The sequence below is a fragment of the Pseudodesulfovibrio aespoeensis Aspo-2 genome, assembly GCF_000176915.2.
Taxonomy (GTDB): domain Bacteria; phylum Desulfobacterota; class Desulfovibrionia; order Desulfovibrionales; family Desulfovibrionaceae; genus Pseudodesulfovibrio; species Pseudodesulfovibrio aespoeensis.
Window position 1 is genome coordinate 2990320 of the sequence record NC_014844.1, and the last position, 24538, is coordinate 3014857.

General features: G+C 64.2%; 23 protein-coding genes and 1 tRNA gene. 16 read left to right on the plus strand and 8 right to left on the minus strand.

Going from position 1 to position 24538, the window contains the following annotated elements; all coding sequences use genetic code 11:
- Nucleotides 1-68: 68 nt before the first annotated feature.
- Nucleotides 69-1097, plus strand: coding sequence for a polysaccharide deacetylase family protein (locus DAES_RS13840; RefSeq protein ID WP_013515661.1), 1029 nt, complete (start codon nucleotides 69-71; stop codon nucleotides 1095-1097).
- 194 nt (nucleotides 1098-1291) lie between these two features.
- Nucleotides 1292-1861, plus strand: coding sequence for a DUF6680 family protein (locus tag DAES_RS13845; protein ID WP_041271452.1), 570 nt, complete (start codon nucleotides 1292-1294; stop codon nucleotides 1859-1861).
- A 270-nt stretch (nucleotides 1862-2131) separates the two neighbouring features.
- Here DAES_RS13845 and DAES_RS13850 read toward each other — a convergent pair.
- The 3 genes from DAES_RS13850 to DAES_RS13860 form a co-directional block, all read right to left on the minus strand.
- A tRNA-Pro gene (locus tag DAES_RS13850) sits at nucleotides 2132-2208 on the minus strand.
- A gap of 83 nt (nucleotides 2209-2291) precedes the next feature.
- On the minus strand, nucleotides 2292-3311 hold the full coding sequence (gene amrS, locus DAES_RS13855; protein WP_013515663.1) for an AmmeMemoRadiSam system radical SAM enzyme: 1020 nt from the start codon (nucleotides 3309-3311) through the stop codon (nucleotides 2292-2294).
- Between the two features lie 69 nt (nucleotides 3312-3380).
- On the minus strand, nucleotides 3381-3758 hold the full coding sequence (locus DAES_RS13860; RefSeq protein ID WP_013515664.1) for a hypothetical protein: 378 nt from the start codon (nucleotides 3756-3758) through the stop codon (nucleotides 3381-3383).
- A 168-nt stretch (nucleotides 3759-3926) separates the two neighbouring features.
- Here DAES_RS13860 and purM point away from each other — a divergent pair, with 168 nt between their 5' ends.
- Nucleotides 3927-4988: a phosphoribosylformylglycinamidine cyclo-ligase gene (gene purM, locus DAES_RS13865; RefSeq protein ID WP_013515665.1), complete on the plus strand. Its 1062-nt coding sequence runs from the start codon at nucleotides 3927-3929 to the stop codon at nucleotides 4986-4988.
- A 106-nt stretch (nucleotides 4989-5094) separates the two neighbouring features.
- Here purM and rlmD read toward each other — a convergent pair whose 3' ends face one another.
- Entirely contained in the window at nucleotides 5095-6492 is a 1398-nt protein-coding gene (gene rlmD, locus DAES_RS13870) for a 23S rRNA (uracil(1939)-C(5))-methyltransferase RlmD (RefSeq protein WP_013515666.1), read from the minus strand.
- Nucleotides 6493-6560: 68 nt separating this feature from the next.
- Here rlmD and DAES_RS13875 point away from each other — a divergent pair, with 68 nt between their 5' ends.
- Nucleotides 6561-6866, plus strand: coding sequence for a hypothetical protein (locus DAES_RS13875; protein WP_041271453.1), 306 nt, complete (start codon nucleotides 6561-6563; stop codon nucleotides 6864-6866).
- Nucleotides 6867-7080: 214 nt separating this feature from the next.
- On the opposite strand, the gene DAES_RS13880 is transcribed toward DAES_RS13875, so the two are convergent.
- Together DAES_RS13880 and DAES_RS13885 are read right to left on the minus strand one after the other, a co-directional pair.
- Nucleotides 7081-7401, minus strand: a complete 321-nt coding sequence (locus DAES_RS13880) for a helix-turn-helix domain-containing protein (protein ID WP_013515668.1) — start codon at nucleotides 7399-7401, stop codon at nucleotides 7081-7083.
- A gap of 187 nt (nucleotides 7402-7588) precedes the next feature.
- Nucleotides 7589-8407: a DUF3108 domain-containing protein gene (locus DAES_RS13885; RefSeq protein WP_013515669.1), complete on the minus strand. Its 819-nt coding sequence runs from the start codon at nucleotides 8405-8407 to the stop codon at nucleotides 7589-7591.
- A gap of 139 nt (nucleotides 8408-8546) precedes the next feature.
- Here DAES_RS13885 and DAES_RS13890 point away from each other — a divergent pair, with 139 nt between their 5' ends.
- Entirely contained in the window at nucleotides 8547-9035 is a 489-nt protein-coding gene (locus DAES_RS13890) for a CBS domain-containing protein (protein WP_013515670.1), read from the plus strand.
- 79 nt (nucleotides 9036-9114) lie between these two features.
- Here the strand turns inward: DAES_RS13890 and DAES_RS13895 are convergent, their stop codons facing one another.
- Together DAES_RS13895 and pyk are read right to left on the minus strand one after the other, a co-directional pair.
- A complete protein-coding gene (locus DAES_RS13895) occupies nucleotides 9115-10128 on the minus strand; it encodes an HD-GYP domain-containing protein (RefSeq protein WP_013515671.1) in 1014 nt (337 codons plus the stop codon).
- Nucleotides 10128-11585 carry a pyruvate kinase gene (pyk, locus tag DAES_RS13900; RefSeq protein ID WP_013515672.1) on the minus strand — a complete coding sequence of 486 codons (1458 nt, stop codon included), beginning with the start codon at nucleotides 11583-11585 and terminating at the stop codon, nucleotides 10128-10130. Before pyk ends, DAES_RS13895 begins: the two co-directional genes overlap by 1 nt.
- Nucleotides 11586-11884: 299 nt before the next feature.
- Between pyk and DAES_RS13905 the strand changes: the two genes are divergently transcribed.
- From DAES_RS13905 to murC, 11 genes are all read left to right on the plus strand, one after another.
- The gene (locus tag DAES_RS13905) at nucleotides 11885-12331 is read left to right on the plus strand and encodes a division/cell wall cluster transcriptional repressor MraZ (RefSeq protein WP_013515673.1); all 447 of its coding nucleotides are present in this window, start codon (nucleotides 11885-11887) and stop codon (nucleotides 12329-12331) included.
- Between the two features lie 2 nt (nucleotides 12332-12333).
- Nucleotides 12334-13311 (plus strand): 16S rRNA (cytosine(1402)-N(4))-methyltransferase RsmH, encoded by a 978-nt coding sequence (gene rsmH, locus DAES_RS13910; RefSeq protein WP_013515674.1) that lies wholly within the window; start codon nucleotides 12334-12336, stop codon nucleotides 13309-13311.
- Nucleotides 13308-13592: a hypothetical protein gene (locus DAES_RS13915; protein WP_013515675.1), complete on the plus strand. Its 285-nt coding sequence runs from the start codon at nucleotides 13308-13310 to the stop codon at nucleotides 13590-13592. The genes rsmH and DAES_RS13915 overlap by 4 nt, the downstream gene beginning before the upstream one ends.
- A gap of 48 nt (nucleotides 13593-13640) precedes the next feature.
- Complete coding sequence (locus DAES_RS13920; RefSeq protein WP_013515676.1) at nucleotides 13641-15599, plus strand: penicillin-binding transpeptidase domain-containing protein; 1959 nt, start codon at nucleotides 13641-13643, stop codon at nucleotides 15597-15599.
- The gene (locus DAES_RS13925; RefSeq protein ID WP_013515677.1) at nucleotides 15574-17094 is read left to right on the plus strand and encodes a UDP-N-acetylmuramoyl-L-alanyl-D-glutamate--2,6-diaminopimelate ligase; all 1521 of its coding nucleotides are present in this window, start codon (nucleotides 15574-15576) and stop codon (nucleotides 17092-17094) included. Before DAES_RS13920 ends, DAES_RS13925 begins: the two co-directional genes overlap by 26 nt.
- Complete coding sequence (locus DAES_RS13930; RefSeq protein WP_013515678.1) at nucleotides 17091-18488, plus strand: UDP-N-acetylmuramoyl-tripeptide--D-alanyl-D-alanine ligase; 1398 nt, start codon at nucleotides 17091-17093, stop codon at nucleotides 18486-18488. Before DAES_RS13925 ends, DAES_RS13930 begins: the two co-directional genes overlap by 4 nt.
- Nucleotides 18485-19561 carry a phospho-N-acetylmuramoyl-pentapeptide-transferase gene (mraY, locus tag DAES_RS13935; RefSeq protein ID WP_013515679.1) on the plus strand — a complete coding sequence of 359 codons (1077 nt, stop codon included), beginning with the start codon at nucleotides 18485-18487 and terminating at the stop codon, nucleotides 19559-19561. The genes DAES_RS13930 and mraY overlap by 4 nt, the downstream gene beginning before the upstream one ends.
- A 3-nt stretch (nucleotides 19562-19564) precedes the next feature.
- Entirely contained in the window at nucleotides 19565-20866 is a 1302-nt protein-coding gene (locus tag DAES_RS13940) for a Mur ligase family protein (RefSeq protein WP_013515680.1), read from the plus strand.
- Complete coding sequence (gene ftsW / locus DAES_RS13945; protein WP_013515681.1) at nucleotides 20863-21978, plus strand: putative lipid II flippase FtsW; 1116 nt, start codon at nucleotides 20863-20865, stop codon at nucleotides 21976-21978. Before DAES_RS13940 ends, ftsW begins: the two co-directional genes overlap by 4 nt.
- Entirely contained in the window at nucleotides 21975-23063 is a 1089-nt protein-coding gene (murG, locus tag DAES_RS13950) for an undecaprenyldiphospho-muramoylpentapeptide beta-N-acetylglucosaminyltransferase (protein WP_013515682.1), read from the plus strand. Before ftsW ends, murG begins: the two co-directional genes overlap by 4 nt.
- 84 nt (nucleotides 23064-23147) lie before the next feature.
- Entirely contained in the window at nucleotides 23148-24536 is a 1389-nt protein-coding gene (gene murC / locus DAES_RS13955; protein WP_041271830.1) for a UDP-N-acetylmuramate--L-alanine ligase, read from the plus strand.
- Nucleotides 24537-24538: the final 2 nt, after the last annotated feature.

The following is a 24538-nucleotide window of genomic DNA, read 5'->3' on the forward strand; positions in this document are numbered from 1 at the left end:
GAAGGTTTGCCGTAGGTTGCAGGAAACTTTGATGGTTGCGAAATTTCTGCAAGGCCGGAGGCCGCTTTATGGTTGCGTTTCGATTTTCACTGCCCCTCCTGTTGGCGGTCATCCTGCTGGCTGGCGGCTGCGCCTCCAGGAAGACCGCGCCCGCGACCCATGGCTCGATAGCCCTGCTGCACGCCCTCTGGTTCGACGAGCAGTTGGCCGGGGCCGACAGCGATCTGGCGCGCGCCACGCTGCCCGAGCCGGACCTGCGTCCACCGCTTCGCACCACGCCTGTGCGCGCGCTGCCCCCGATTACGCCGGAGCGCAGGCAGGTCATCACCTGCGTGACGCCGCGGGACGGACGCAAGGTGGTGGCCCTGACCTTTGACCTGTGCGAGCGTGCGCCGCATCTGGCGGGATATCAGAAGGACATCGTCAACTTCCTGCGCAGCCAGGGCGTGAAGGCGACTTTTTTCGCAGGCGGAAAATGGATGCGCAGCCACCCGGATAAGACGCTGCAACTGATGGCCGACCCGCTTTTCGAGCTGGGCAATCACGCCTGGACACACGGCAATCTGGCCCTGATGGACGAGGACGAGGTGCGCCAGCAGATGGACTGGACGCAGGCCCAGTACGAGTTGCTTTACGAATCGCTGAAGGCGCGCGCGCAAGAGCGCGGCCTGGGCCATGCGATGAACACGGTGCCACAGTCCCTGCGCCTGATGCGGCTGCCCTATGGCCGCAACAACGCCCGGACCGGCGACCTGCTGGCTTCCATGGGGCTGCCCATGATCCAGTGGTCGGTGGAGGGCGAGCAGGATGAACTTGAGCGCACCGTGGACCAGCTGGTGGAGTGGAACCTGGGCAAGGTGCGGCCCGGCGCCATCATCCTGATGCACGCCAACGCCGTGCCGCAGAAGACGCACCTGCTGGTGCCCCGGCTGGTGCCGGAGCTGCGAAAGCGTGGCTACGAGTTCGTCACCGTGAGCGAACTGCTCGAAATGGGACCGGCAGTGACCGTGACCGACGGCTATTTCGACAAGCCGGGCGACAATCTCTACGTGGACGATCTCTTCGGCGGCAAGGGCACCCTTGGCCGGGTGCGGTAGCCGGGTGCAATAGCCGGGCGCATGCGACCGCAACCGGGGCCTATCGCCCAACAAACCTTCTCCCCCCAATTACACCACGAGTTGCGACGCTACCGAAACAGGCACCGATGCTATTAGGATTGGCGTCTCACATTTTTGAGTCGAAATTATTCGGGGAAGGTGCTACAGCCTCACTATTCAAAGTGAGGCTACACATGGAATGGGTTGAAAAGCACTTGTTTGAGCTTCTGACGTTAGTTGCCATATTTATGGGGCCTGTAATGGCTGTGTTGGTTGGGCAGCATCTCCAAGACAGGAGACAGCGTTCGGACCGGAGGCAGCAGGTCTACAAAGATTTGATGGGAACGCGCCGCATTGTTCTCCACATCGACCATGTTAAGGCCCTCAATATGATAGATGTTGAGTTCTCTTCAGCGAGCAAGGAAGATGTTGCTATCAGGGACGCTTGGCAACTATATATCCGCCATCTTGAGGATGTTCAATTTAGAGATAATGACCTTAATGGGTGGGGGCGCAAGACTGACGAACTCCTTCATAGTTTATTAGAGAAAATGTCTTTGGCTGTTGGTGTATCGGTCCAGCGCCATCAGATTGCAAAGGGTGGATATTCACCTGAATTCTATGGGAATGTTGAGTTTGAGCAACAAATTTTGAGGAGAAGCCTGATCGACCTTGCCCTTGGTCGCAAGACATTGAAAGTCTACCACACAGACGAAGACCCCATTCGTGTTGACGCTCCTGTGCCTGAGGTCGGGGTGAAGTAAGGAAAATGAAATAAGCTACTTCAATTCGGTTTGCTCAATCTGGCGGAAGAACTTGGCAATGGCTCGAAGGCCTGCACGTTGATAGGCTTTTCTCGGGATACTTTTTTACCGATAGCAAGCGGCAAGGGCACCCTTGGCCGGGTGCGGTAGCCGCTCGCATTCGACCGCATCCGGGGCGCGTCCAAGCCCGTGAGTCCCTTCCATTTTCAGAAACGCCCTTGCGGCAAAAAAAGAGACCGCAGGATAACGCCTGCGGTCTCGGATGATCACTGGTCGGGGCGGAGAGATTTGAACTCCCGGCATCCTGCTCCCAAAGCAGGCGCGCTACCAGACTGCGCCACGCCCCGTCGTGTGGTCGGTTACCCCTGGTCGGGGGCCTGAATACCTACGGGAAAAGGGAGCCGTTGGCAAGAGTTCGCCGCTTGCCCCGTCAGCCCATGTCCACGCCAGACACTGCCGCGCCGCAGCGAGAGCATCGGCCATGACCAAGGGCCAGGAGCGTGGAGGCGAACCCGGTCCGGTCGATGAGCGTGGCTCCGCAGCCGGGACACAGAGTCTGCTGCCGGTTCGAGCCGGGCATGTTGCCGATGTAGACGTACTTGAGCCCCTTGTCGCGGCCCATGGCATAGGCCGCCTCCAGGGTGTCGCCCCTGGTGGCGGACACGTCGTTCATCTTGAAGTCCGGGTGGAAGCGCGAGATGTGCCAGGGCGTGTCCTCGCCCAGCTCCCGGATCAGGAAATCCGTCAGCTGGTCCAGCTCGTCCGGCGAGTCGTTTTTGCCGGGGATGAGCAGTGTGGTCACCTCCAGCCACCAGCCGAGATCGTGGCGGATGCGCACCAGATTCTCCAGCACCGGCTTGAGGCGCGCGCCGCAGACATCCTGGTAGAAATCGTCGCTGAAGCTCTTGAGGTCCACGTTGGCCGCGTCGATGAGCGGCCCCATCTCGTCCAGACATTCCGAACTCATGAAGCCGTTGGTGACCATGATGTTGGACAGCCCTTGGCCTGCGGCCAGCCGGGCCGTGTCCTGCATGATTTCGAAGAAGATGGTGGGCTCGGAGTAAGTGTAGGAGATGCTTGAAGCCTTGAGCTTCAGGGCCTCGTCCACCAGATCCTGCGGGGTCATGGCCCGGCCCGTGACGCGCCCGCCCTCGCGGGGCGCTTGCGAGAGAGACCAGTTCTGGCAGAAGGAACAGCTCAGGTTGCACCCGGCGGTGGCAAAGGAGTAGGTCCGGCTGCCGGGCTGAAAGTGATACAGGGGTTTCTTTTCCACCGGATCGAGGTTGAGGGCCGCGATCCTGCCGTAGTTGAGGGCCATGAGCGTGCCCTCGCGGTTTTCGCGCACGCCGCACAGGCCGCGCTCACCCTGGCCGATGACGCAGAAATGGCTGCACAGGCGACACTGGACCGTGTCGCCCTTGAGCCGTTTCCAAAGCCGTGCCTCATGCATGCCGCACCTCCCGGACCCTGACCATGCCACAGGACGCAGCCGCCGTCACCGCCCTGGTCCCAAAAACCACTACCAGTTTTTTTCCCGGGTCGTGGTGGTCCTGGTCTCGGTGTCGGTGGCATTGTCGTAGGAGGTCGAAGAGCTGGATGAGGAACTGGTACCGGAGGTGGGCCACCTGGTCTCCGGGTTCACGGTGATGATGACCTTGTCATACCAGTCCACCTCTTCCTGCTTGGGCCGGGCCTTGCTCTTGACGGTGGTGTCCCCGGCCTCGTTGGTGCCGAAGGTGGCGGTGGCGGCGTCTTCGTCCGGGTCGGTGCCAATGGTGTTGGTGCGGCGATCTCTGGCCGTGTCCTTGTTCTTGATCTTGGACTGGGCCGCAGCCAGGGAGAGCGTCAAAACGACAACGCCCACGGCAACGATCACTATCTTGCTGAAACGATGCATTGTTCCCTCCGCGATTCGGGCCGGTTCTCTCATCCCTCTTGCATACGACCGGCTGCCTGAAATGGCAAATGCAATTCACGGGCCGGGCGCGGCGTGCAGTTGTCCCTTGAACTTGCCCGGCCAAACCCCTATAACCCAGGAATCTTGAACGCACATGAGGAGCAAGACATGAGCGAGAGCGCCAGACGTTCCCAGGCATACACCGCCGCAGGCGTGGACATAGAAGCGGGCAACCGGTTCATCGGTCGCATCAAGGACATGGTCAAGTCCACCTTCACGCCCGGCGTGGCCATGGATATCGGCGGATTCGGCGGGCTGTTCAAGCCGGACATCTCCGGCATGGAGGCCCCCATGCTCGTGGCCGGGGCCGATGGCGTGGGCACCAAGCTCAAGCTCGCCTTCCAGTTCGACCGGCACGACACCGTGGGCATCGATCTGGTGGCCATGTCGGTCAATGACGTGCTCGTCCAGGGCGCGGCCCCCCTCTTCTTTCTCGACTATTTCGCCACCGGCAAGCTCGAATCGGGCGTGGCCGAACAAGTGGTGGCAGGCGTGTGCGAGGGCTGCCGCCGCTCGGACTGCGCCCTGCTCGGCGGCGAGACCGCCGAGATGCCCGGCTTCTACCCCGACGGCGAGTACGACCTTTCCGGCTTTGCCGTAGGCATGGTCGACACCCCCCGCCTGGTGACCGGCACGTCCGTGACCCCCGGCGACGTGCTCATCGGGCTCGGCTCGTCCGGCGCGCACTCCAACGGCTACTCCCTCATCCGAAAGCTCTTCGACCAGTCGGGCCTGCGGCCTGACCAGCCCTTCCCCGGCTCGGACAGGACCGTGGCCGAGGTGCTCATCGAGCCGACGAAAATCTATGTCCGCGCCGTGCTGGCCCTGCTGCAGACCATCGGGATCAAGGGCATGGTCCACGTCACGGGCGGCGGGTTTTACGACAACGTGCCCAGGGTTCTGCCCGAGACGACCACGGCCCGCATCGAGTTCGGCTCCTGGCCCATCCTGCCCGTGTTCGACTGGCTCAAGACCGAGGGCCGTCTCTCCTGGCCAGAAATGCTCCAGATCTTCAACTGCGGCATCGGCTACATCCTCATCTGCTCGCCGGAGAACGCGGAAAAGGCCATGGAACTGCTCGACGCCCGCGACGACGTGGACGCCTACCGCATCGGCGAGATCACCCCACGCGAACCGGCCAGCGAACAGGTGGAAGTCGTCTTCCCCTGACCACGATCCCCATACCCCCGAACGCACAAAGAGCCCGGCCTATTATGGCCGGGCTCTTTTTTTCCAATAAACTCACAGCAGCCTCTCCCCTTCCCCCCGGCAGCCTCTACGCCCGCAGCTCCAGCAGGGCCACGGTCTCGATGTGGTGGGTGTGCGGGAACATGTCCACGGCCCGGACGCGGGTAACATGGTACCGGTCGGCCAGCCGCTTCACGTCGCGGGCCAGGGTGGCCGGGTCGCAGGACACGGCCACGATTCTGGGCGCACCCAGGGCCAGCAGTGCCTCGGCGGTCTTCTCGTGCATCCCGGAGCGGGGCGGATCGACCACCACCACGTCGGGCACGGCCTGATCCCCGGAACCGGCAAAGCCGGGGATGCCCTGCTCCAACGACCCGGAGACAAAGGAACAGTTGGTCAGCCCGTTGAGCCTGGCGCTTTCGCGGGCCTTGGTCACGGCCTCCTCGCTCTGCTCATAGCCGATGACGCGGCCCGCCTCACCGGCCAGATAGATGCCGATGGCCCCGGTGCCGCAATAAAGATCGAGCAGCACATGGGTGTCGGACAGGGCGCAGAATTCGGCCACGGTGCCGAACAGCTCGGACGCGCCGCCCGTGTTGGTCTGGAAGAATGCGTTGGGAGAGAGGCGGTAGCGCACCTCGCGTTCGCCACGGGCCAGCCGCTCCTCGACAAAGGCGTTGCCCAGGCTGTAGACGATCTTTTCGCCAAAGGCCACGGTGGTCCGCTTGACGCGGGTGGAGTGGACAAAGGAGGCCAGCTCCGGGAAGCGTTGAAGAAAGAGTTCGGCCATGTCCTTGATCAGGTTGTCCTTGCGCTCGTCGCGGGCCGTGATCAGGTGGACCATGACCTCGCCAGCCGCCGCGTGCCGGATGACCAGATGCCGCCAGAAGCCGCTCTCGGTGGCCGGATTGTAGGCGGGCACGCCGGTGGCGGCGCAGAATTGGCGCACCGCGACCATGATCTCCACATCCCAGGCCGCGCACAGGTGACACTGGTCGATGTCGAGCACCGGGCCGGGCCGGTTGCTCCCCTCCGGGGTGGGCTCGCGCAGGCCAAGGTGCAGCCCGTCCTCGCGCTGCTCAAAGGCGAACTCCATCTTGTTGCGATAGCCCCAGATGTCGGGCGAGCCTGCGGGCGCGTCCATGACCAGGTCCTGTACGCCGCCGATGCGGGTCAGGGCCGCGGCCACTTGGGCGTTCTTCTGGGCCAGCTGCTCCGGGTAGGCGAGATGCTGGAGCGCGCAGCCGCCGCAGGTGCCGAAATGGGCGCAAAGAGGCTCCACGCGGTGGATCGACGGGGTCAGCACCGCCTCGGCCACACCCTCGGCAAAGCGCTTTTTGGAACGGGTGATGCGGGCCGACACCGTGTCGCCGGGCAGGCCGCCAGCCACGAAGACGGCCATGCCGTCCACATGGGCCACGCCCCGGCCACCATAGGCCAGGGATTCTATTTCACACTGCACGAGACTGTCTTTGGGCAGGGGCATGGGCGCTCCGGGTTGAGGTGAGAGTGGTCGTTTGACACGGATCGCTCCGACTGTCTATGGTAATATGCATGATTGACAAGGCCACGGCCATGGAAACCGTCATGCGCAGGCTGGAAAAACTGCCCGTGGGCCACGCCCTGGACCTGCGCACCTACAAGCGCAACCGCTCGGTGGTCATCGCCCGCACCGGGGAGGATGCCTTTGACGTGGTGGAAAACGGCTTTGCCCAGGAACGGTTCCAGGCCTCGGCAGGATCCATGAAGAAGTTGCTCCGGACCCTTTTCAAGCGCGAGTTCCCGCGCAGCACCAAGATTCGCCTCTATGACCTCGGCCCGGCGCAAGCGGATGTGGTCATCGCGCGCAAGCCCCTCTGACGCGGGCCGACACCCGGAGACCGGCAAGGCGGGACGCCTGCCGGGTGGCACGCAACGGATCCAGGCGCGCCGCCCATGATATGGACGGCGCGAGGGTGCGGAGATGCTAAAAAAAGGGACTTCCGCGAGCGACTCGATCAGGGCCTGCGCGGTCGGCCCGTGACCCAAGACTCGGCCCGTGCCAGAGGCAGGCGAGCCGCCCGGCAGGCGGACGCTACTTCCGCTCCGCTCCTGTGGACTTGATCTGGTTGAGCAGGGAGACCACCCGCTCGGGATCGGCGAAGACCGCCCTGCGGACCGCCTCGGACACCTTGCCGTTCATGGCCAGGAGCAGCTCCGGGTCATCTCCCAGTTCCTCGGCCAGGGCGATGATGCGCTTCTCGCACAGTGAGGCGGGCTCGCCCCGTTCGATCTTGCTCAGGTACGAGTGGTGGATGCCGATCCGCTTGGCGACCTTGCGGATGGAATACTCCGGGTCAGCCTTGCGGATGGACTCTCGCCGTGATCGGATGTAATCGCCAAAAAGCTTGCTCACGTCTACCCCTGGGAATATACTGACAGGTTTCCCACCATTCTTCCGTCTACTATACAGTAGCCAACAACCCATCGACAAGATTGAACAAGATGGGATTCCAAACATTTTCTCCCGCCAAACACGAGCGGACCGCGCGCCTGGGGCGACGGCGTGGTGCAGACGTCGTGGCAATTGCGGGGCGTTGCGCCTAGTTGTCGTTGGTTGTTTGGAGTTCGGCTGGCGGCTGGTAATCGACCAGTTCCAGGGTGAAATGACCGACCACCACCTTGGAGCGGACCCGGACCGGGATGCGGCGGCTGTCCGCCGAGAACCAGACCAGCAGCTCGGCGTCCGGACTCTTGCGGAACACGCCTGAGAGGTGGCGGACATCGAGGCGGACCCGGAAGCAGGGGATGTCTCCCATGGGGGTTTTGAGGGTCTCGGTGTCCTCGACATGGGCCTTGCCCACCACGCTGACCTTGCCGTCGGTCACATTGGCTCCGAACTGCATGGTCTTGTAGAGAACCTGCTTGCGGAAGGCGAAGAGCACGGACATGGGGTCGAAAACGGATTCCGGCTGCTCAAGCTCATGCTTCAGTTCGCCTTCGATGTAGCGGAAGGTGCGCCGGTTGGCCGGGTCAAAGACAAGGTCCGCCTTCTTGCTGTACTTGCCCTCGTTCTGGTCGCTTTGGTAGCGCAGGGCGTGGGTGACATCAGGGTCGGTCCAGGCGTCCATGGTGTCGCGGACCTTGTAGAACTTGTCCACCCAGGGCACGGTGCTGGCCGTGCCCCGGAAGTGGCGGGCAGACGCCCCGTCCACTTTAGTGTCGGGCATGACCTCAAGCACGGCGTTTCCCGCGTGGACAAAGGTCCAGTGGATCTCATAGGTCATCTTCTCGCCCGGCCCGAAGGGGATGCTCCGGGCGTGCGCGGGCGGGGAGGCCCAGAGGAGCGCGGCAGCGAGGAGGACGAAACTGGCCGTCAGGATACGGGTCGTGATCGGGGTCCGGGTCTTGCGTATTTCCATACAGCTTTTTCCCAGCCCTTGCGGCCCAAGTCAAGCCGAACCGAAACAGGGTCGGATATGGACAAATGCCGCACGAGAGGCTAGGACTATGCCAAGCGACAAGACCATTCATGCATGCATGTGAAGGAGATACAGGACTATGATGCTGAGAAAACGCGCCTGGGACATGATGCGCGACGAATTCCCCACCGTGCAGGACGACGCCAGCCTGGCCGAGGCCATCCGCGTCATGCGCAACGCCATGACCGACGCCCCGGACTCGCAGGTGGTGGTGGTCCGGAACAAGGGCGGCAAGCTCGTCGGGGCCATCAACCTGTGGAATCTCTTCAAGGCGGTCAAGCAGGCAGTCCTCAAGGACGACAATCTCAAGGCCGACGGCGAGGTGGACTGGGACCAGCAGTTTGCCAACGCCTGCCTGCTGTGCACCCAGCTGCGCCTTGACGACTACCTGATCACCAATCCTCCGACCCTCAAGCCCAACGAGCCCATCCTGCTGGTGCTCGACACCTTCATCAAGACCCGGCGCGACTGGGCCCTGGTGGTGGAGAACGACAAGGTCATGGGCGTGGTCTACGTCACCGACGTGTACCGCGAAATGACCCGCGACATGATCCAGCTCTTCAAATAGGCCCTGGCCGCCCGCACCGCGCAAGAGAAAGCGCCCCCTGCCTGCGGCGGGGGGCGCTTTTTTCACGCGTGTCGAGCGGTCACGACTTCATCTTCAGGTCCACCATCAGCAGCAGTTGAAGCGCCTTGGTGATATCCTTGTCGTAGCGCGCGTCGCCCGCAAGATCCGCCGCAGCCTTGAGAAAGGGCAGGCCCGGCGAATGGGGCCTGTCGGTGACCATGGCGCAGAACGAGTCCGCCACCGCGCAGAGCCTGCCGGGAAACTCCATGGCCGTGGTCTTCATGGGATACCCTGAGCCGTTGAGCCGCTCGTGGTGTTCCATGACGCACTGCTCGACTTCGGGATACTTGAGGTTGAGCTTGCCGAGCATCTCGTAGCCCACCTTGGTGTGGCCGTTGATCTTGGTCCGCTCGTCGCCGGTCAGGGGCTTGTCCTTGGAGCGGATGAAAGACGGCACCTTGGCCATGCCCAGGTCGTGCAGGAACAGCCCCGCGGCCAGCCGATCAAAGGTCTTGCGGCGCACGCCCTCGCGGAAGGTCTTTTCCTTGATCTTGCCGAACAGGGCCAGGCCGAGGAACCCGCTGTTGACGCTGTGGTTCTCCAGCGAGTGCTCCTTGTGCATGCGCCGGACCAGGGCGCGGGCGCGGCGGATATCCTCATAGAGGTATTCGGTGAGCACCATCAGGTCCACCCAGAGCTTCTCGAAGACCATGGGCACGGGCTGGTCGAAGAAATCCTTGAGCCTGCGTGTCAGGGCCTGGGTGAAGATGTCGGCGATCTCCTTTTCCTTGAGGTTCTTGTCCACCAGCACCAGATCGAGCTGGTAGCTGATGTGCTTGACGTAGACCGGGTGATCCTCACGCGAGACAAAGATGATCCCCTCGTTGGTCATGGCCAGCAATTCCTCCACCTGCTCGTTGGTCAGCCGCCCGCCCACCTTGTAATAAGGCATTATCCGAGCGACATCCTCCTTGAACAGGAAGATGTTGAGCGGCGGGCGGTACTTGTTGAAGCTGCCCAGGATATCGGTGCTGATCTGGTAGTATTCTTCGTTCAGCCCGTCGGGGATGTCGTGCTTCTGCTTGGAAATCATCATTCCCCTTCTTTGCCGGAAGTGTCCTTGCCGAGCTTCTCGTACAGCTTGACCACGTTGGTCTGGGTCATGGCCCTGCCCTTTTCCGGCTGGCCTGCGGTGACGATGACAATGTCGCCCTCTTCAAAGGCCGGGCACTGGCGCACGAAGACTTCGGCCCGCTCCTGGTGGTCGTCGATGACATCAAGCGGCGCAGCCGGGATGACACCCCAGGAGAAGTTGGTGAAATGCCGGACAATGGAGTCCCGGCTCAGGGCGTAGATGGACTGCTTGGGGCGGCAGGAGGCCAGGATGCGCGCCGTGCCGCCCGAGGTGGAGTGGCAGACGATGGCCTTGGCCCCGGTCTTGCCCGCCAGCATGGCGGCGGCATAGGCCAGGAAGGTGGAGGGATTGTCCTGCTCGCCGCCCCGGTCCACCTCGGCCCGGCCCGACTCGAACATGAACGCCTCGGTCTCGTAGGCGATCTTGCGCATGAACCGGACCGTCTCGCCGGGGTAGCGGCCAATGGCGGTCTCCTCGGAGAGCATGACGCAGTCGGCGCCGTCGAGGATGGCGTTGGCCACGTCCGTGGTCTCGGCCCTGGTTGCCATGGGCGAATTGACCATGGACAGAAGCATCTGGGTGGCCACGATGACCGGCTTGCCCGCCTCGTTGCACGCCTTGATGATGCGCTTCTGGGCCACCGGGAGCTCGGCCAGGTCGAGCTCCAGCCCCAGATCGCCGCGGGCCACCATGACACCGTCGGTCTCGCGCAGGATCTCGGGCAGGTTCTTGAGGGCCTCGACGCGCTCGAGCTTGGCCACGATGGGCAGGCGGCGGTTGTACTGGACCATCTCGGCGCGCAGGTTGCGGATGTCCTCGGCCTTCTGGACAAAGCTCATGGCCACCGCGTCCACGCCAAGCTCCATGCCGATGGCCAGATCAGCCTTGTCCTTGTCGGTCAGCGGGGCCAGCGGCGTGGTCTTGCCGGGAAAGGTGATGCCCTTGCGCGGCGGGCACAGGCCCGAATTGGTGGCGCGCAGGCGGATGAGGAACTCCTCCTCCACCTTGATGACCGTGAACCGGATCATGCCGTCGGACAGGGCCACGGAATCACCCTCCTTGACCCCGGCATAGAGGTCCGGGATATCGAGGCAGATGAACGGCCCCTCGACCTTGCCCGCCTTGTCCGAAGTGCCGAGCATGACCTCGGTCCCCTTCTCCACCTCGAAAACAGGCAGGCCGAGATCGCAGGTGCGGATCTTCGGGCCGGAAAGATCCTGCATGACGGTCAGGGTCAGCCCGGTCTCGACCTCCAGCCGCCGGATGATGCCGACCATCTTCTCGAAGAACTCACGGCCCCCGTGGGAAAAATTGAGGCGGAATATTTTGGCTCCCGATTCCACCAGCTCCTTGACCGCCTCGTATGAGCCGGTTCCAGGTCCCAGAGTCGCAATGATTTTTATGTGCCTGTCCATGGAGACCCCGTGCGAGTACGTCTTGCGTGCCGCGAGTTGCTTTGCCAGAAAAACAAATCACTGGCATTATTCGTTATTTTTAGCAGACAGCGTTGCGCATTCTTCCGTTTGCCACCCGCCGCTTGGGACGAAGTCTAAGCGTCCCCTCTCAAAAAATCAATGATACTCGCACTTTTTTGCCGACCATTTTCCTGTTTGCGATTGACTTTCTTTTATTTTTCAAGCACCCGTGGAAAGAAGTGGAACTTAGTGTAAAACTAGGGTAAGAATGTGGAGCAAACAGCAGCTCCGGGGGAACGATGAAATTCAGAGGTCACGCACACAGAAGCCTGGACGACAAGGGTCGGCTCATATTGCCGCCCGACTTCCGGGACATGATCCGCTCCGGCGTGCCGGAGTCGGTCATCGTGCTGACCATTTTCGACAGGCACGTCATCGGCATCACCCCCGCCCAATGGGCACGCATGGAAGACGAGCTGGAGAAGGTCAAGACTCCCAGCCGTGAACTGCAGAACACTATCCGCATCCTCTACTCCGGCTACACAGAGACGCCGGTCGGCGCGCAGGGGCGCATCGCCATTCCCGCGCACCTGCGCAAGAGCGGCAAGCTGGACAAGGATGTGGTGGTCATGGGCGCGGGGCGCCGTTTCGAGATTTGGCCGGCTGACAGCTTCGAACGTCTGCTCGACGAGGACTACGACGTGTCCCAGGAGCTGGCCGAAAACAACGTCAGCCTGCCGTTCTAGCGATGGATGGCCGCCTTGATCCAGGGTCCATCCACACGACGGTTCTTTTACATGAAGTGATCGAGTGGCTCCGGCCAAAACCGGGAGGCCGGTACCTGGACGGAACACTCGGCATGGGCGGCCACAGCCACGCGCTCCTGGAGCGCGCGGGCCAGGGGGCCGAGCTTGCCGGACTCGATCGCGATGCGCAGGCGCTTGCCCTGGCCGGGGAGCGTCTTGCCGGGATGGGCGACCGCGCCCACCTTTTCCGCCTGCCGTTCTCAAGGTTTGAGGAAGCCTTGGACGCACTGGGGTGGGAAACGGTGGATGGGGCCGTCCTTGATCTGGGCGTCTCGTCACTCCAGCTTGACGAGGCTGAACGGGGATTCAGCTTCCTGAGCGACGGGCCGCTGGACATGCGCATGGACCCGGACTGCGGCCCCTCGGCTGCGGATTTGGTCAATACGCTCAAGCACGGTGATTTGGCGCGGATCATCAGGACCTGGGGCGAGGATCCCCTGGCCGGAAAAATCGCGTCGGCAATACTGAGAGCACGGGACAAGGAAGCGATCATGAGGACGCTTCGACTGGCAGAGATTGTGCGGCTGGCCTACCCGCCCAAGATGCGGCACACCGCCCGCAACCATCCCGCCACCCGGACCTTTCAGGGACTGCGCATAGCGGTCAACAGGGAAGCAGAGGAACTTGAACATTACCTTCAGGCCATAGTAGGGCGGCTTGCGCCCGGTGCGAGACTGGCGATCATTTCGTTTCACTCCCTGGAGGACAGGGCCGTGAAGCGCGCCTTCCTGGCTGATGCCAAGGGATGCCACTGCCCGCCGCACCAGATGCACTGCACCTGCAACGGCGTGCCTTCGCTCAAGGTGCTGACCAGGAAGCCGCTTATCCCGTCCGATGACGAGATGGCACGCAACCCCCGCAGCCGCAGCGCCAAGCTCCGCGTGGCAGAGCGGCTCGGACCCGATGGAGAAGAGGCATGAGCACGACGGACAAGACGCTTTTGTGGATGATCCTCACCCTGCTGGGTGTGGCGCTCTCCCTTGGGCTCGGGGCGGTCTGGCTCAACATCGAGCGCATGGACGTGGCCTACGACCTGCGCAAGATGGAGAAAAGCCTGAACCAGAAAGAGGCATTGGCAGTGAAGCTTTCGGTTGAGAGGAACAACCTGGTTTCACCCTATCAACTCAAGAAGCTCGCCGGGAAACTGGACCTCGGCGTGGCCGCGCCCGGACAGATACGGCGCTTCACAGACACGAAATAGTCGGCGTCTGAATCATACCGGCGCCGCAGATTGGATACAGGGAAGAAAATGGCAAACGAAAGCCAGGGGCGCAAGGATCACAGCAGGGTGAAGATAGGGCTGGTCGCGGCCCTCTTCGCGCTTGCCTTTGCCGGGCTTTGGGTTCGCGCAGGATGGGTGCAGCTCCACATGGGCAGCGCGCTCCTGAGCCAGGCCTCGCGGCAGAGTCTTGCCTCCGAATTCGAATACGGCGAGCGTGGCCGCATCTTCGACCGCAACGGCGAGATGCTCGCCACCAGCGTGGAAGCCAAGTCCGTCTACGCCTGCCCCTTTGAGATAGCCGACCTGGACAAGGCCGCAGGCACCGTGGCCAAGGCCCTGGGCATGCCCCTGTCGCAAATCAGGAAGAAACTCGCATCCAAGAAACAGTTCATCTGGGTCAAACGGCAGATCAGCGACCGCGAGGCCGCGGCCCTGACCAAGGCCGACATCCCCGGCATCCGGCTGGCCAGCGAGTTCTCGCGCATCTATCCCAACGGCCATCTGGCCGGGCAGACGCTCGGCTTTGTTGACATTGACGGTCACGGGCTCGAGGGCGTGGAGCGCCTGTTTGACGCGCGCATGCAGCCCGGCAAGGCCAAGTTCGTGGTCCAGCGCGATGCCAAGGGCAGCCGCCTCTACCTCGACGCCCAAGGCCGCGAAGTGAACATCAACGGCCTGGACGTGCGCCTGACGCTGGACACCCACATCCAGCACGCCGCCGAGCAGGCCCTGGCCAACGCCATTGAACAGTACAAGGCCCGCGCGGGCATCGTGCTGGTGGTCGAGGTCGAGAGCGGCGACATCCTGGCCATGGCCAACCAGCCCTTCTTCAACCCCAACACGGTCAAGGGGTCCAATCCGACCCAGCGCAGACTGCGCGCCGTGACCGATGTCTACGAGCCGGGCTCGACCTTCAAGCCCTTCCTCTTTGCCGCCGCGCTGGAAGAGCGCGTCATCGACCCGGAAACGCTCATCAACTGCGAGAATGGCCGCTGGAAAGTGGCCAACCGGACCATCCGCGACACCCACCCCGAAGGATGGCTGCCCGCCCACAAGGTAATGCGCTACTCGTCCAACATCGGCACGGCCAAGATCGGCCTGGACATGGGCGCGGACGTGTACAGTTCATACCTGTCCAAGCTTGGATTCGGCGAAAAGACGAGCCTCGGCCTGTCGGGCGAATCCTCCGGCCTGGTCATGCACCCGGCCAAGTGGACCAGCGTGGACCTCGCGGCCATCAGCTTCGGCCAGGCCATCGGGGTCACGGCGGTGCAGATGGCGCGGGCATTCCTGTGTCTGGCCAACGGCGGCGTGACCAGGGATCTCAACCTCGTGCGCGACCCTGATCCGGGTCGCAAGAACGCGGCTGTCCGCGTCTTCAGCCCTGAGACGGCGGCCACGGTGCTCTCCATGATGAAGGACGTGGTCCATGAGGACGGCACCGGGCGCAACGCGCGCATCCCCGGCATCACCATGGCCGGCAAGACCGGCACTGCCCAGAAGGCGGCCAAGGGCGGCTACGGCGACGAATACCTCTCGTCCTTCGTGGCCCTGGTCCCGGCGGACCAGCCCAAGCTGCTGGTCATCACCATGATCGACGAACCCCAGAAAGCCAACTACGGCTCCATGGTCGCGGCCCCTGTCTGCCGCGACGTGACCGTGCGCACCCTGGCCTACTACGGGAAGGTGTCCGAGAACCTTGAATCCGTGGTGGCCGAAACCGTGTCCGTGGATTCGCTGGCAGACTTTCCCCTGGACCAGGCCATGGCCGATCCGGTCGAACAGCCGGAGACCGGCACCGTGCCCAACATCCGGGGGCTGACCGTGCGCCGCGCCCTGGAAGTGCTCGCGAGAAGGGGCATCGTCCCGGTTCTCAAGGGCCAGGGCACAACGATCAGGGACCAGAAACCAGGGGCGGGACAACCGTGGCCCGCAGAGCAACAGAGGGAGGGAACGGATGATGTTTTTATTCTCTGGCTCTCATAGCGAAAAGAAGACGAAGCGAGGGGTTATGGATTTCGAGACGCTGCTCAAAGAGGCGGCAAAAGGGCTGGTGGTGCGCACCGATTCGCGCAAGATCCTGCCCGGCGAGTGCTTTGTGGCCATGCCGGGCACCCATGTGCGCGGCATAGACTACATCCCCGCCGCCCTGGACAAGGGGGCGCAGTATGTCGTGGCCCCGGCCTCGGCCCGCGATCTCGTCGCTCCCGCGGTCGAAAAACGCGCCCTGGCGGTCTATCACGACAACCCGGCGGTGGCCCTGGGCCTGCTGGCCCGCGCCCATTTTCACCTCACGGACCGCGACCTCAAGCTGGTGGGCATCACCGGCACCAACGGCAAAACGACCACCTCCTACATCATCGAGCACCTGCTGGCCGCAACAGGCATCAAGGTGGGCGTGCTCGGCACGGTCAACTACCGCTGGCCCGGATTCGTCATGGACGCGCCCCTGACCACGCCCGACTGCTGGATGATCCACGAGCTGCTCTACAACATGAAGAAGGCGGACGTGGACGTGGCGGTCATGGAGGTTTCCTCCCACGCGCTCGACCAATACCGCGTGGCCGGGCTCGATTTCGACGCCGCAGTACTGACCAACGTCACCCAGGACCACCTCGACTATCACGGCGACATGGAGACCTATTTCCAGGCCAAGACCCGGCTCTTCTCCACCTACCTGCGTCCGGGCAGGGCGGGCGTCATCAACTTCAACGACCCCTATGGCCGCAGACTGCTTACCTCCACCGAGGGCGGCATCGGCTATGGCATTGGCGACAGCTCGCTGGTCACCCACGAGGTGGGCGACAAACCCATGGTCCAGGGCCGCATCCTCTCCCTGACCGGCCAGGGCATGCAGATCGAGACCTCGTACAAGGGCAAGAGCTGGGTCGTGGAGTCGCCGCTGATCGGCGCCTTCAACGCCATGAACCTGCTGGCCGCCCAGGCCGTGGGCCTGCAACTGGGGCTCAACTGCAAAGACATGTGCGTCCTCAAGGATTTCCCCGGCGTGCCGGGCCGCCTGGAGCGCGTCATCAACGACCAGGGCCTCGACATCTTCGTGGATTACGCCCACACCCCAGACGCGCTGGAGAACGTCCAGCACACCCTGAAGAGCCTCGACTTCAAACGGCTGATCACCGTGTTCGGCTGCGGCGGTGACCGCGACCGGGCCAAGCGGCCCCTCATGGCCAAGGCTGTGGCCCGCTATGCCGACGTGGCCGTGCTGACCTCGGACAACCCGCGCAGCGAGAAGCCCGAGGCGATCATGGACGACGCGCGCCCTGGCCTGGCCAGGGCCGCCGTGGTCCTTGAGCATCCCGACCGCCAGACCGCCATCACCATGGCCGTGGCCGGGATGCAACCGGGCGACGTGCTGCTCATCGCGGGCAAGGGACATGAGGACTACCAGCAGATCGCCGGGACCACCATCCACTTTTCGGACAAGGAAGCAGCGCTTCGGGCCATCGGGGAGACGCGATGAAGCTGACCCTGGGCGATGTCCAGCACTGCCTGACGGGCATGGCCGAAGAGTGCCGCGAGTTCGCCGTCATCAACGCGGTGCGCACGGACAGCCGCGCCGTGGAGCCAGGCGACCTCTTCTTCTGCATCGAGGGCTGGAACTTCGACGGCCACGAATTCGCGGCCCAGGCCGAGACCAGGGGCGCGGTGGCCGTGGTCGCCTCGCGCATGCCAGAGGGCGTGACCGTCCCGGTGATCATGGTCCGCGACACGGTCCGCGCCCTGGGCCAGCTCGCCTCCTGCTGGCGCGACCTGTGCGGGTCCATCCTGGTGGCCGTCACCGGCACGGCGGGCAAGACAACCGTCAAGGAAATGCTGGCCGCCGTGGTCTCCAGAAAATTCACCGTGGCCAAGAACTACCGCAACCTGAACAACCAGATCGGCCTGCCCGTGTCCATGCTCAAGGCGGACAGCGGGCAGGAGGTGTGGATCATGGAGCTTGGCATCTCCGTCAAAGGCGACATGGAGGAACTGGCCGTCATCGCCAGCCCTGACGTGGCCGTCATCACCAATGTCGGCCCCGGCCACCTCGAAGGCCTGGGCGACGTGGCCGGCGTGGCCAGGGCCAAGAGCAGCCTGCTCAAGTACATGCGCCAGGATGGCACGGCAATCGTCAGCAAGGACTATCCCGAGCTCTGGGCAGCAGCAACGGAGCTGACCGGGTCGCCGGTGGGTTTCTCCACCAGTGACGAGTCAGCCTCCTGCCACGCCGTCTTCCTGGGCGCGGACGACGATGGGCGCGGACGTTTTCGCCTGCGCACCCCGACAGGCCAGGGCGAATTCACGGCCCCCTTCTGCGGCGACCACTACGCCGAGAACGTGGCCTGCGTGGCTGCTGCGGCCAATGCACTCGGCCTGCCCTTTGATGACATCGTGGCCGGAGTGCAGGCCGTGGAGGCCGACTGCCAGCGGTTCTGCTGCCGCCCGATGGGCGATGCCCTGGTCATCGACGACACCTACAACGCCAACCCTCTGTCCATGGGCCGGTCCATCCGGACCGCCGTGGCCATGGCCAAGGATCGGCCCCTGGTGCTCGTGCTCGGCGACATGCGCGAGCTGGGCGACGAGGCCCAGGCCCGCCACGAGGAGCTGGGCCGCCTGATCCGCGATGTGGCGCCCAGGGCCGTCTTCTTCAAGGGCGCGCATTGCGGCGATGTGCTGTGCGGCCTGGACGGGGGCGTGGACTTCACCGCTGTCGAGGGGCCGGGCGAGTTCCTCGCCGCGTGGCGCGACATGGAGCTGGCCGACGCCGTGGTGCTGGTCAAGGGATCGCGGTCCCTGAAAATGGAAGCCTTTGCCGCCGCCCTGTGCCGGGAGCTGGACGACAGGGCGGGAACCCAGGGAGGTGTCCGGTGATCTACAATCTTCTCGTTCCGCTGAGCAGTGATGTCGGCATTTTCAACGTCTTCCGCTACATAACCTTCCGGTCGGTGTGGGCGCTGCTCACGGCGCTGATCATCTCCATCATCTTCGGCCCGGCCATGATCCGCTGGCTGCAGCGCATCAAGTGCGGCCAGTACATCCGCGAGGACGGCCCCAAGCACCAGGCCAAGCAGGGCACCCCGACCATGGGCGGGATCATGATCATCATCGCGGTCTGCGCCTCCACCCTGCTCTGGGCCGACCTCGCCAACGTCTACGTCTGGCTGACGCTCCTCGTGTTCACCGGCTTCGGCGCGGTGGGCTTTGCCGACGACTACCTCAAGGTGGTCAAGCGGCAGAACAAAGGGCTCTCGGCCAAGGCCAAATTTTTCTTCCAGTGCTTCGTGGCCGCGGCAGCTATCGCCCTGCTCATCCAGGAACCTGCCTACTCGACCCAGTTGGCCGTGCCGTTCTTCAAGAATTTCAACCCGGACCTCGGCTGGTTCTACCTGCCCTTCGCCCTGGTGGTCATGGTCGGAGCAAGCAACGCGGTCAACCTCACCGACGGCCTGGACGGGCTGGCCATCGGCCCCATGGTCGTGGCCATGGCCTGCTTCGCCATTTTCATCTACGTCTCGGGCCACGCCAGGATGGCCGACTATCTGGCCGTGCCCAACGTGGTCGGCATCGGCGAAGTCACGGTCTTCTGCGGGGCCATGGTCGGCGCGGGCCTCGGCTTTTTGTGGTTCAACGCCCACCCGGCCCAGGTCTTCATGGGGGATGTGGGCTCCCTGTCCCTGGGCGGCGCGCTCGGCTTCGTGGCCGTGCTGGCCAAGCAGGAGCTGCTGCTGGCCATCGTGGGCGGCGTGTTCGTCTTCGAGACCCTCTCGGTCATCCTCCAGGTGGGCTACTTCAAGCTCTCCGGCGGCAAGCGCATCTTCAAGATGGCCCCGCTGCACCACCATTTTGAACTCAAGGGCATCCCGGAATCCAAGATCATCGTCCGGTTCTGGATTCTCTCCATACTCATGGCGCTCATGGCGCTCTCGACCCTCAAACTGAGGTAGACCGTGAACCGCATCGTCACAAATTTCATCGAGCAGCGCACCCTGGCAGGCAAGCGGGGCGTTGTGGTGGGCACGGGCCGCTCCGGCCTCGCCGCCGCCCGGCTCCTGACCGTGCTCGGCTGCCAGGTGCGCGTGGCGGACAGCAACGAGGCCGTGACCCCGGAGCGTCTGGGCGAGTTGAAGGACACAGTGGAACTGGTCACCGGCCCGCACAAAAAGGAACATTTCGCGGACGCGGACATGATCGTCCTGTCGCCCGGCGTGCCGGTCAGGAAACTGGCCCACGCCCTTGAGGGCATCCCGGCCCGCACCATCGTGGCCGAGCTTGAGCTGGCCTCCTGGTTCATCGAGGCTCCGGTGCTGGCCGTGACCGGCACCAACGGCAAGACCACGACCACCACCCTGATCAGCGAAATTTTCAGGCACGCGGGCATCAAGGCGTTCACGGGCGGCAACATCGGCACCCCGCTGTGCGAATACCTGCTCGACATGGAGCAGGCCGAGGTCATCGTGCTGGAGGTGTCGAGCTTCCAGCTCCAGAACTGCCGCCTGTTCAAGCCGCGCGTCGGGCTGTTCCTCAATTTCGCGGCCAACCACCTCGACTACCACGAGGACATGGACGAATACCTGAGCGCCAAGCTGACCATGTTCAGCCGCATGACCGGCGAAGACACCGCCCTGCTGCACGAATCCCTGCGCCCGGCCATCGGCGACCGGGGATTCACCAATGCGCGGGTCGAGTGGTTCGGCCCCACGGACCGCTTCGAGGCCCCGCACCTGCCCGGCGAGCACAACCGCTCCAACGTGGAGGGCGCGTGGCAGGCCGTGCGCCGCTTCGGCGTGACCGAGGCCCAGGCCGCCGAGGCCATCCGCGCCTTCAAGCCCCTGGCCCACCGCATCGAGCGCGTGGCCGAGGTCACGGGCGTGGTCTACATCGACGACTCCAAGGCTACCACGCTGGACGCGGTCATCGCCGCAGTGCGCAGTTGCGACCGCCCGGTGCGCCTGCTCATGGGCGGGGTGTGGAAGGGCGGCGACGTGGCCGCCTTTGCCCGCGAAGTCAGGGATTCGGTCATCCACATCGGCCTGTTCGGCGGCAGCCGCGAGGTGTTCGAGCCGATCCTTTCCAAGACTTTCCCCGTGACCTGGGACGCGACCCTGGAACTGGCCGTCACACGGCAGGCAGGGCTGGCCCGACCCGGCGAGATCGTGCTCCTCTCCCCGGCCACGTCGAGCTTCGACCAGTACAAGAGCTACAGCGAGCGCGGCGACGACTTCAAGCGCGCCGTGGGGAGTCTGGCATGAGCGGCACACTGAACAGCCCATCCAGCGCAGGCCGTCTGGACCCCTGGCTGATGACCGCCACCCTGCTCCTTGGCGGGTTCGGCCTGATCATGGTCCTCTCGTCGAGCGGCATCATGGCCGAGCGCGTGTACGGCGACACCTACTTCTTCTTCAAGCGGCAGGCCCTGTACACCGGGTTCGGGCTGGTGGCCATGCTTGCCTGCATGCAGATGCCGCGCCGGATTCTCTACGGCCTGACCTACCTCTGGGTTGCCACCGCCCTGATCCTGCTGACCCTGTGCCTGTCGCCGCTTGGCTTCAGCGTCAACGGCGCCAGCCGCTGGGTCAACCTGGGACCGGTCCACCTCCAGCCGCTGGAATTCGCCAAGATCGCCATGGTCCTGTATCTGGCCTATTTCTTCGCCCGCAAGCAGGACATGGTGCGCACCTTTTCCGTGGGCTTTCTGCCCCCGTTCCTGGTCACCGGCATCCTCTGCGGCCTGCTCCTGCTCCAGCCGGACTTCGGCGGGGCCGTGGTCCTGGCCGGGCTGCTCTTTTTCATGTGTCTGGTGGGCGGCACCCGGTTCAGCTACCTCTTCATCTCACTCATCTTCGCCGTGGGCGCAGGCTGGCTGCTCATCTCGTCGTCGCCCTACCGCTTCAAGCGCTGGACCGCCTTCCTCGACCCCTTTGCCTCGGCCCAGAACGAGGGCTACCAGCTGGTCCAGTCCCTCTACGCCTTTGGCTCGGGCCGCATCTTCGGCACCGGCCTGGGAGTGGGCAAGCAAAAGCTCTTTTTCCTGCCCGAGGCGCACAACGACTTCATCATGGCTGTGGTGGGCGAGGAGCTCGGCTTTGTGGGCATGTCGCTCTTTTTCATCGCCATCGGCTTCTTCCTGTGGCGGGCGCTGAGGATCTGCTTCAAGCTCGACGATCTCCAGGACCGGTTCACGGCCTTTGGCGTCACCTGCGTCATCGCGCTCGGCATGCTGCTCAACCTCGCCGTGGTGCTCGGCACCGTGCCGCCCAAGGGCGTGGCCATGCCCTTCATCAGCTACGGCGGCTCGTCGCTGACCGCGTCCTTCATCTGCGCGGGCATCCTGCTCAACCTCTCGCGGAGGGTGTCGTCATGACCCTCAAGCGGGTGATCATCGCCACCGGCGGCACCGGGGGCCACATCTTCCCGGCTCTGGCCGTGGCCGACGAGCTGGCGGCCCGCAACCCCGGCACGACCATCCTCTTTGCGGGTGGCGCAGGCCCGGAGGGCGACATGGCCCGCAACCACGGCCTCGAATTCCTGGAACTCCCGGCCAAAGGCATCATGGGCCGCGGCCTGTCCGGCCTGCTCGGCGGAGTGTCCTGGCTCGGCAGAGGGCTGCCCAAGGCCATGGCCGCAGTCAGCCGGTTCAAACCCGACGCGGCCATCGGGTTTGGCGGCTACGCGGGCTTCTGCCCGGTGCTGGCCGCCGCTCTGCTCGGCGTGCCCTCGGCGGTGCACGAGCAGAACTCGGTGCCCGGCGTAACCAACAAGATCCTGGGCAAGGTGGTCAAAAGGATTTTCCTGAGCTTCCCGGACACGCACGGCGCGTTTCCGGCAGGCAAGACCGCGCTCACGGGCAACCCGGTGCGCGCGGCCATCGTCGCGGCTGGCGACGCGCGCTTCGCCGACCCGGAGCGCACGCCGGGCAAACGGGTCCTGGTCCTTGGCGGCAGCCAGGGAGCGCGGCCCGTGAACAACGCGGTCATCGCCGCCCTGCCCCGGCTCATGGCCGAGGGCGTGACCCTGGTCCATCAGGCGGGCCGGGCCGACGCGGCACGGGTGCGCGCCGCCTACGAGGCAGTCGGGAGCGATCCGGCCCAGGTGCATGATTTCATTGAAGACATGGCCGCCATGTATGCCCGGACCGATCTGGCCATCTGCCGGGCGGGCGCGACCACGGTCTTCGAGGTGGCGGCAGCCGGGGTTCCGGCCCTGTTCGTGCCCTTCCCCCAGGCCACCCACGACCACCAGACCATGAACGCGCGCGCCATGACCGACATGGGCGCGGCCCTGCTGCTCCCCCAGAGCACCCTGACCGGCGAGGGGCTGGCTGACACGGCCCTGGCCCTGCTGGGCGACCCTGATCAACTGATGACAATGGAAAATGCGGCACGCGCCTTTGCCAGACCCGGCGCGGCCTCGGATATAGCGACAGGGCTGGAGGCCCTGGCTGCCTAGCCCTGCAGGGCCAGGCAAAGGAGACAGGAAATGGCGGCAGCACAGGGACCATATCTGACCGTGGGCGGCGAGGCCTGCCCGGCCATGCGGGCCAGGGTCAACAAAATCCACATGGTGGGCATCGGCGGGTCAGGCATGAACGGCATCGCCGAGGTGCTCATCAACATGGGCTTTTCGGTCACCGGCTCGGACCTGAGCGCGTCCGCCGCAGTGCGCAGGCTGGAGAAACTCGGGGCCACGGTCTTCATCGGCCACGGGGCGGCCAACCTGGGCGAGGCCGACGTGCTCATCAAGTCCACGGCCATCCCGGACAAGAACCCGGAGCTGGTGGCGGCGCGCGGACGCGGCATTCCCATCATCCCCCGCGCCGAGATGCTGGCCGAGCTGATGCGGCTGCGCACCGGCGTGGCCATCGCGGGCACCCACGGCAAGACCACCACCACCTCGCTGTTGGCCACCATCTTTACCGAGGCCGGGCTCGACCCCACCGTGATCATCGGCGGCAAGCTGAACACATACGGCGCCAATGCGCGCCTGGGCGGCGGCGACTATCTGATCGCCGAGGCCGACGAGTCGGACGGCTCGTTCCTCCTGCTCTCGCCCATCATCAGCGTGGTCACCAACGTGGACAAGGACCACATGGATTTCTACGCCGACCAGGACGCCATCGACGACGCCTTCACCCGGTTCATGAACTCAATCCCCTTCTACGGCATGAACGTGGTCTGCGGCGACGACGAGGGCGTGCAGCGCCTTTTGCCCACCATCAAGCGCCCCTGCCTGACCTATGGACTGGGGCCCAAGAACCGGCTGCGCGGCGAAATCATCACCTCCCACCTGCGCAGCCTCTTCAGGGTCTTTCTCGACGGCCAGCCATGGGGCGAGGTGACTGTGGCCCAGCCCGGCATCCACAATGTCCAGAACGCCCTGGCCTGCATCGGCGTGGCCCTCGAGGCCGGGCTGGACAAGGAGGACATCGTCAACGGACTGGCCAATTTCGGCGGGGTGGGCCGCCGCTTCGAGCGCAAGGGCGAGCGCAAGGGCGTGCTGGTGGTGGACGACTACGGCCACCACCCGGCGGAGATCATCGCCAACCTGCGCACGGCCAGGGCGTGCTACCCGGACCGGCGGCTGGTGGTCGCCTTCCAGCCCCACCGCTTCACCCGGACCCAGGCCCTGTTCGGCGAATTCTGCAAGGCGTTCACCGATGCCGACCTGCTCCTGCTGACCGAGATATACCCGGCCAGCGAATCGCCCATACCCGGCGTCAGCGGCCTGTCCCTGGCCCAGGGCATCAAGCAGGTGAGCGATACCAAGGTCCAGTTCTTCCCGGATTTCGAGTCGCTCGAAGCACGGCTCGCGGACACGCTGCGGCCCGGCGACCTGTTCATGACCCAAGGCGCAGGCTCCATCTGGCGCATCGGCGAGAACTGGCTCAACCAGGACACAGAAAACACTGAGAACGAGGCGTAGCC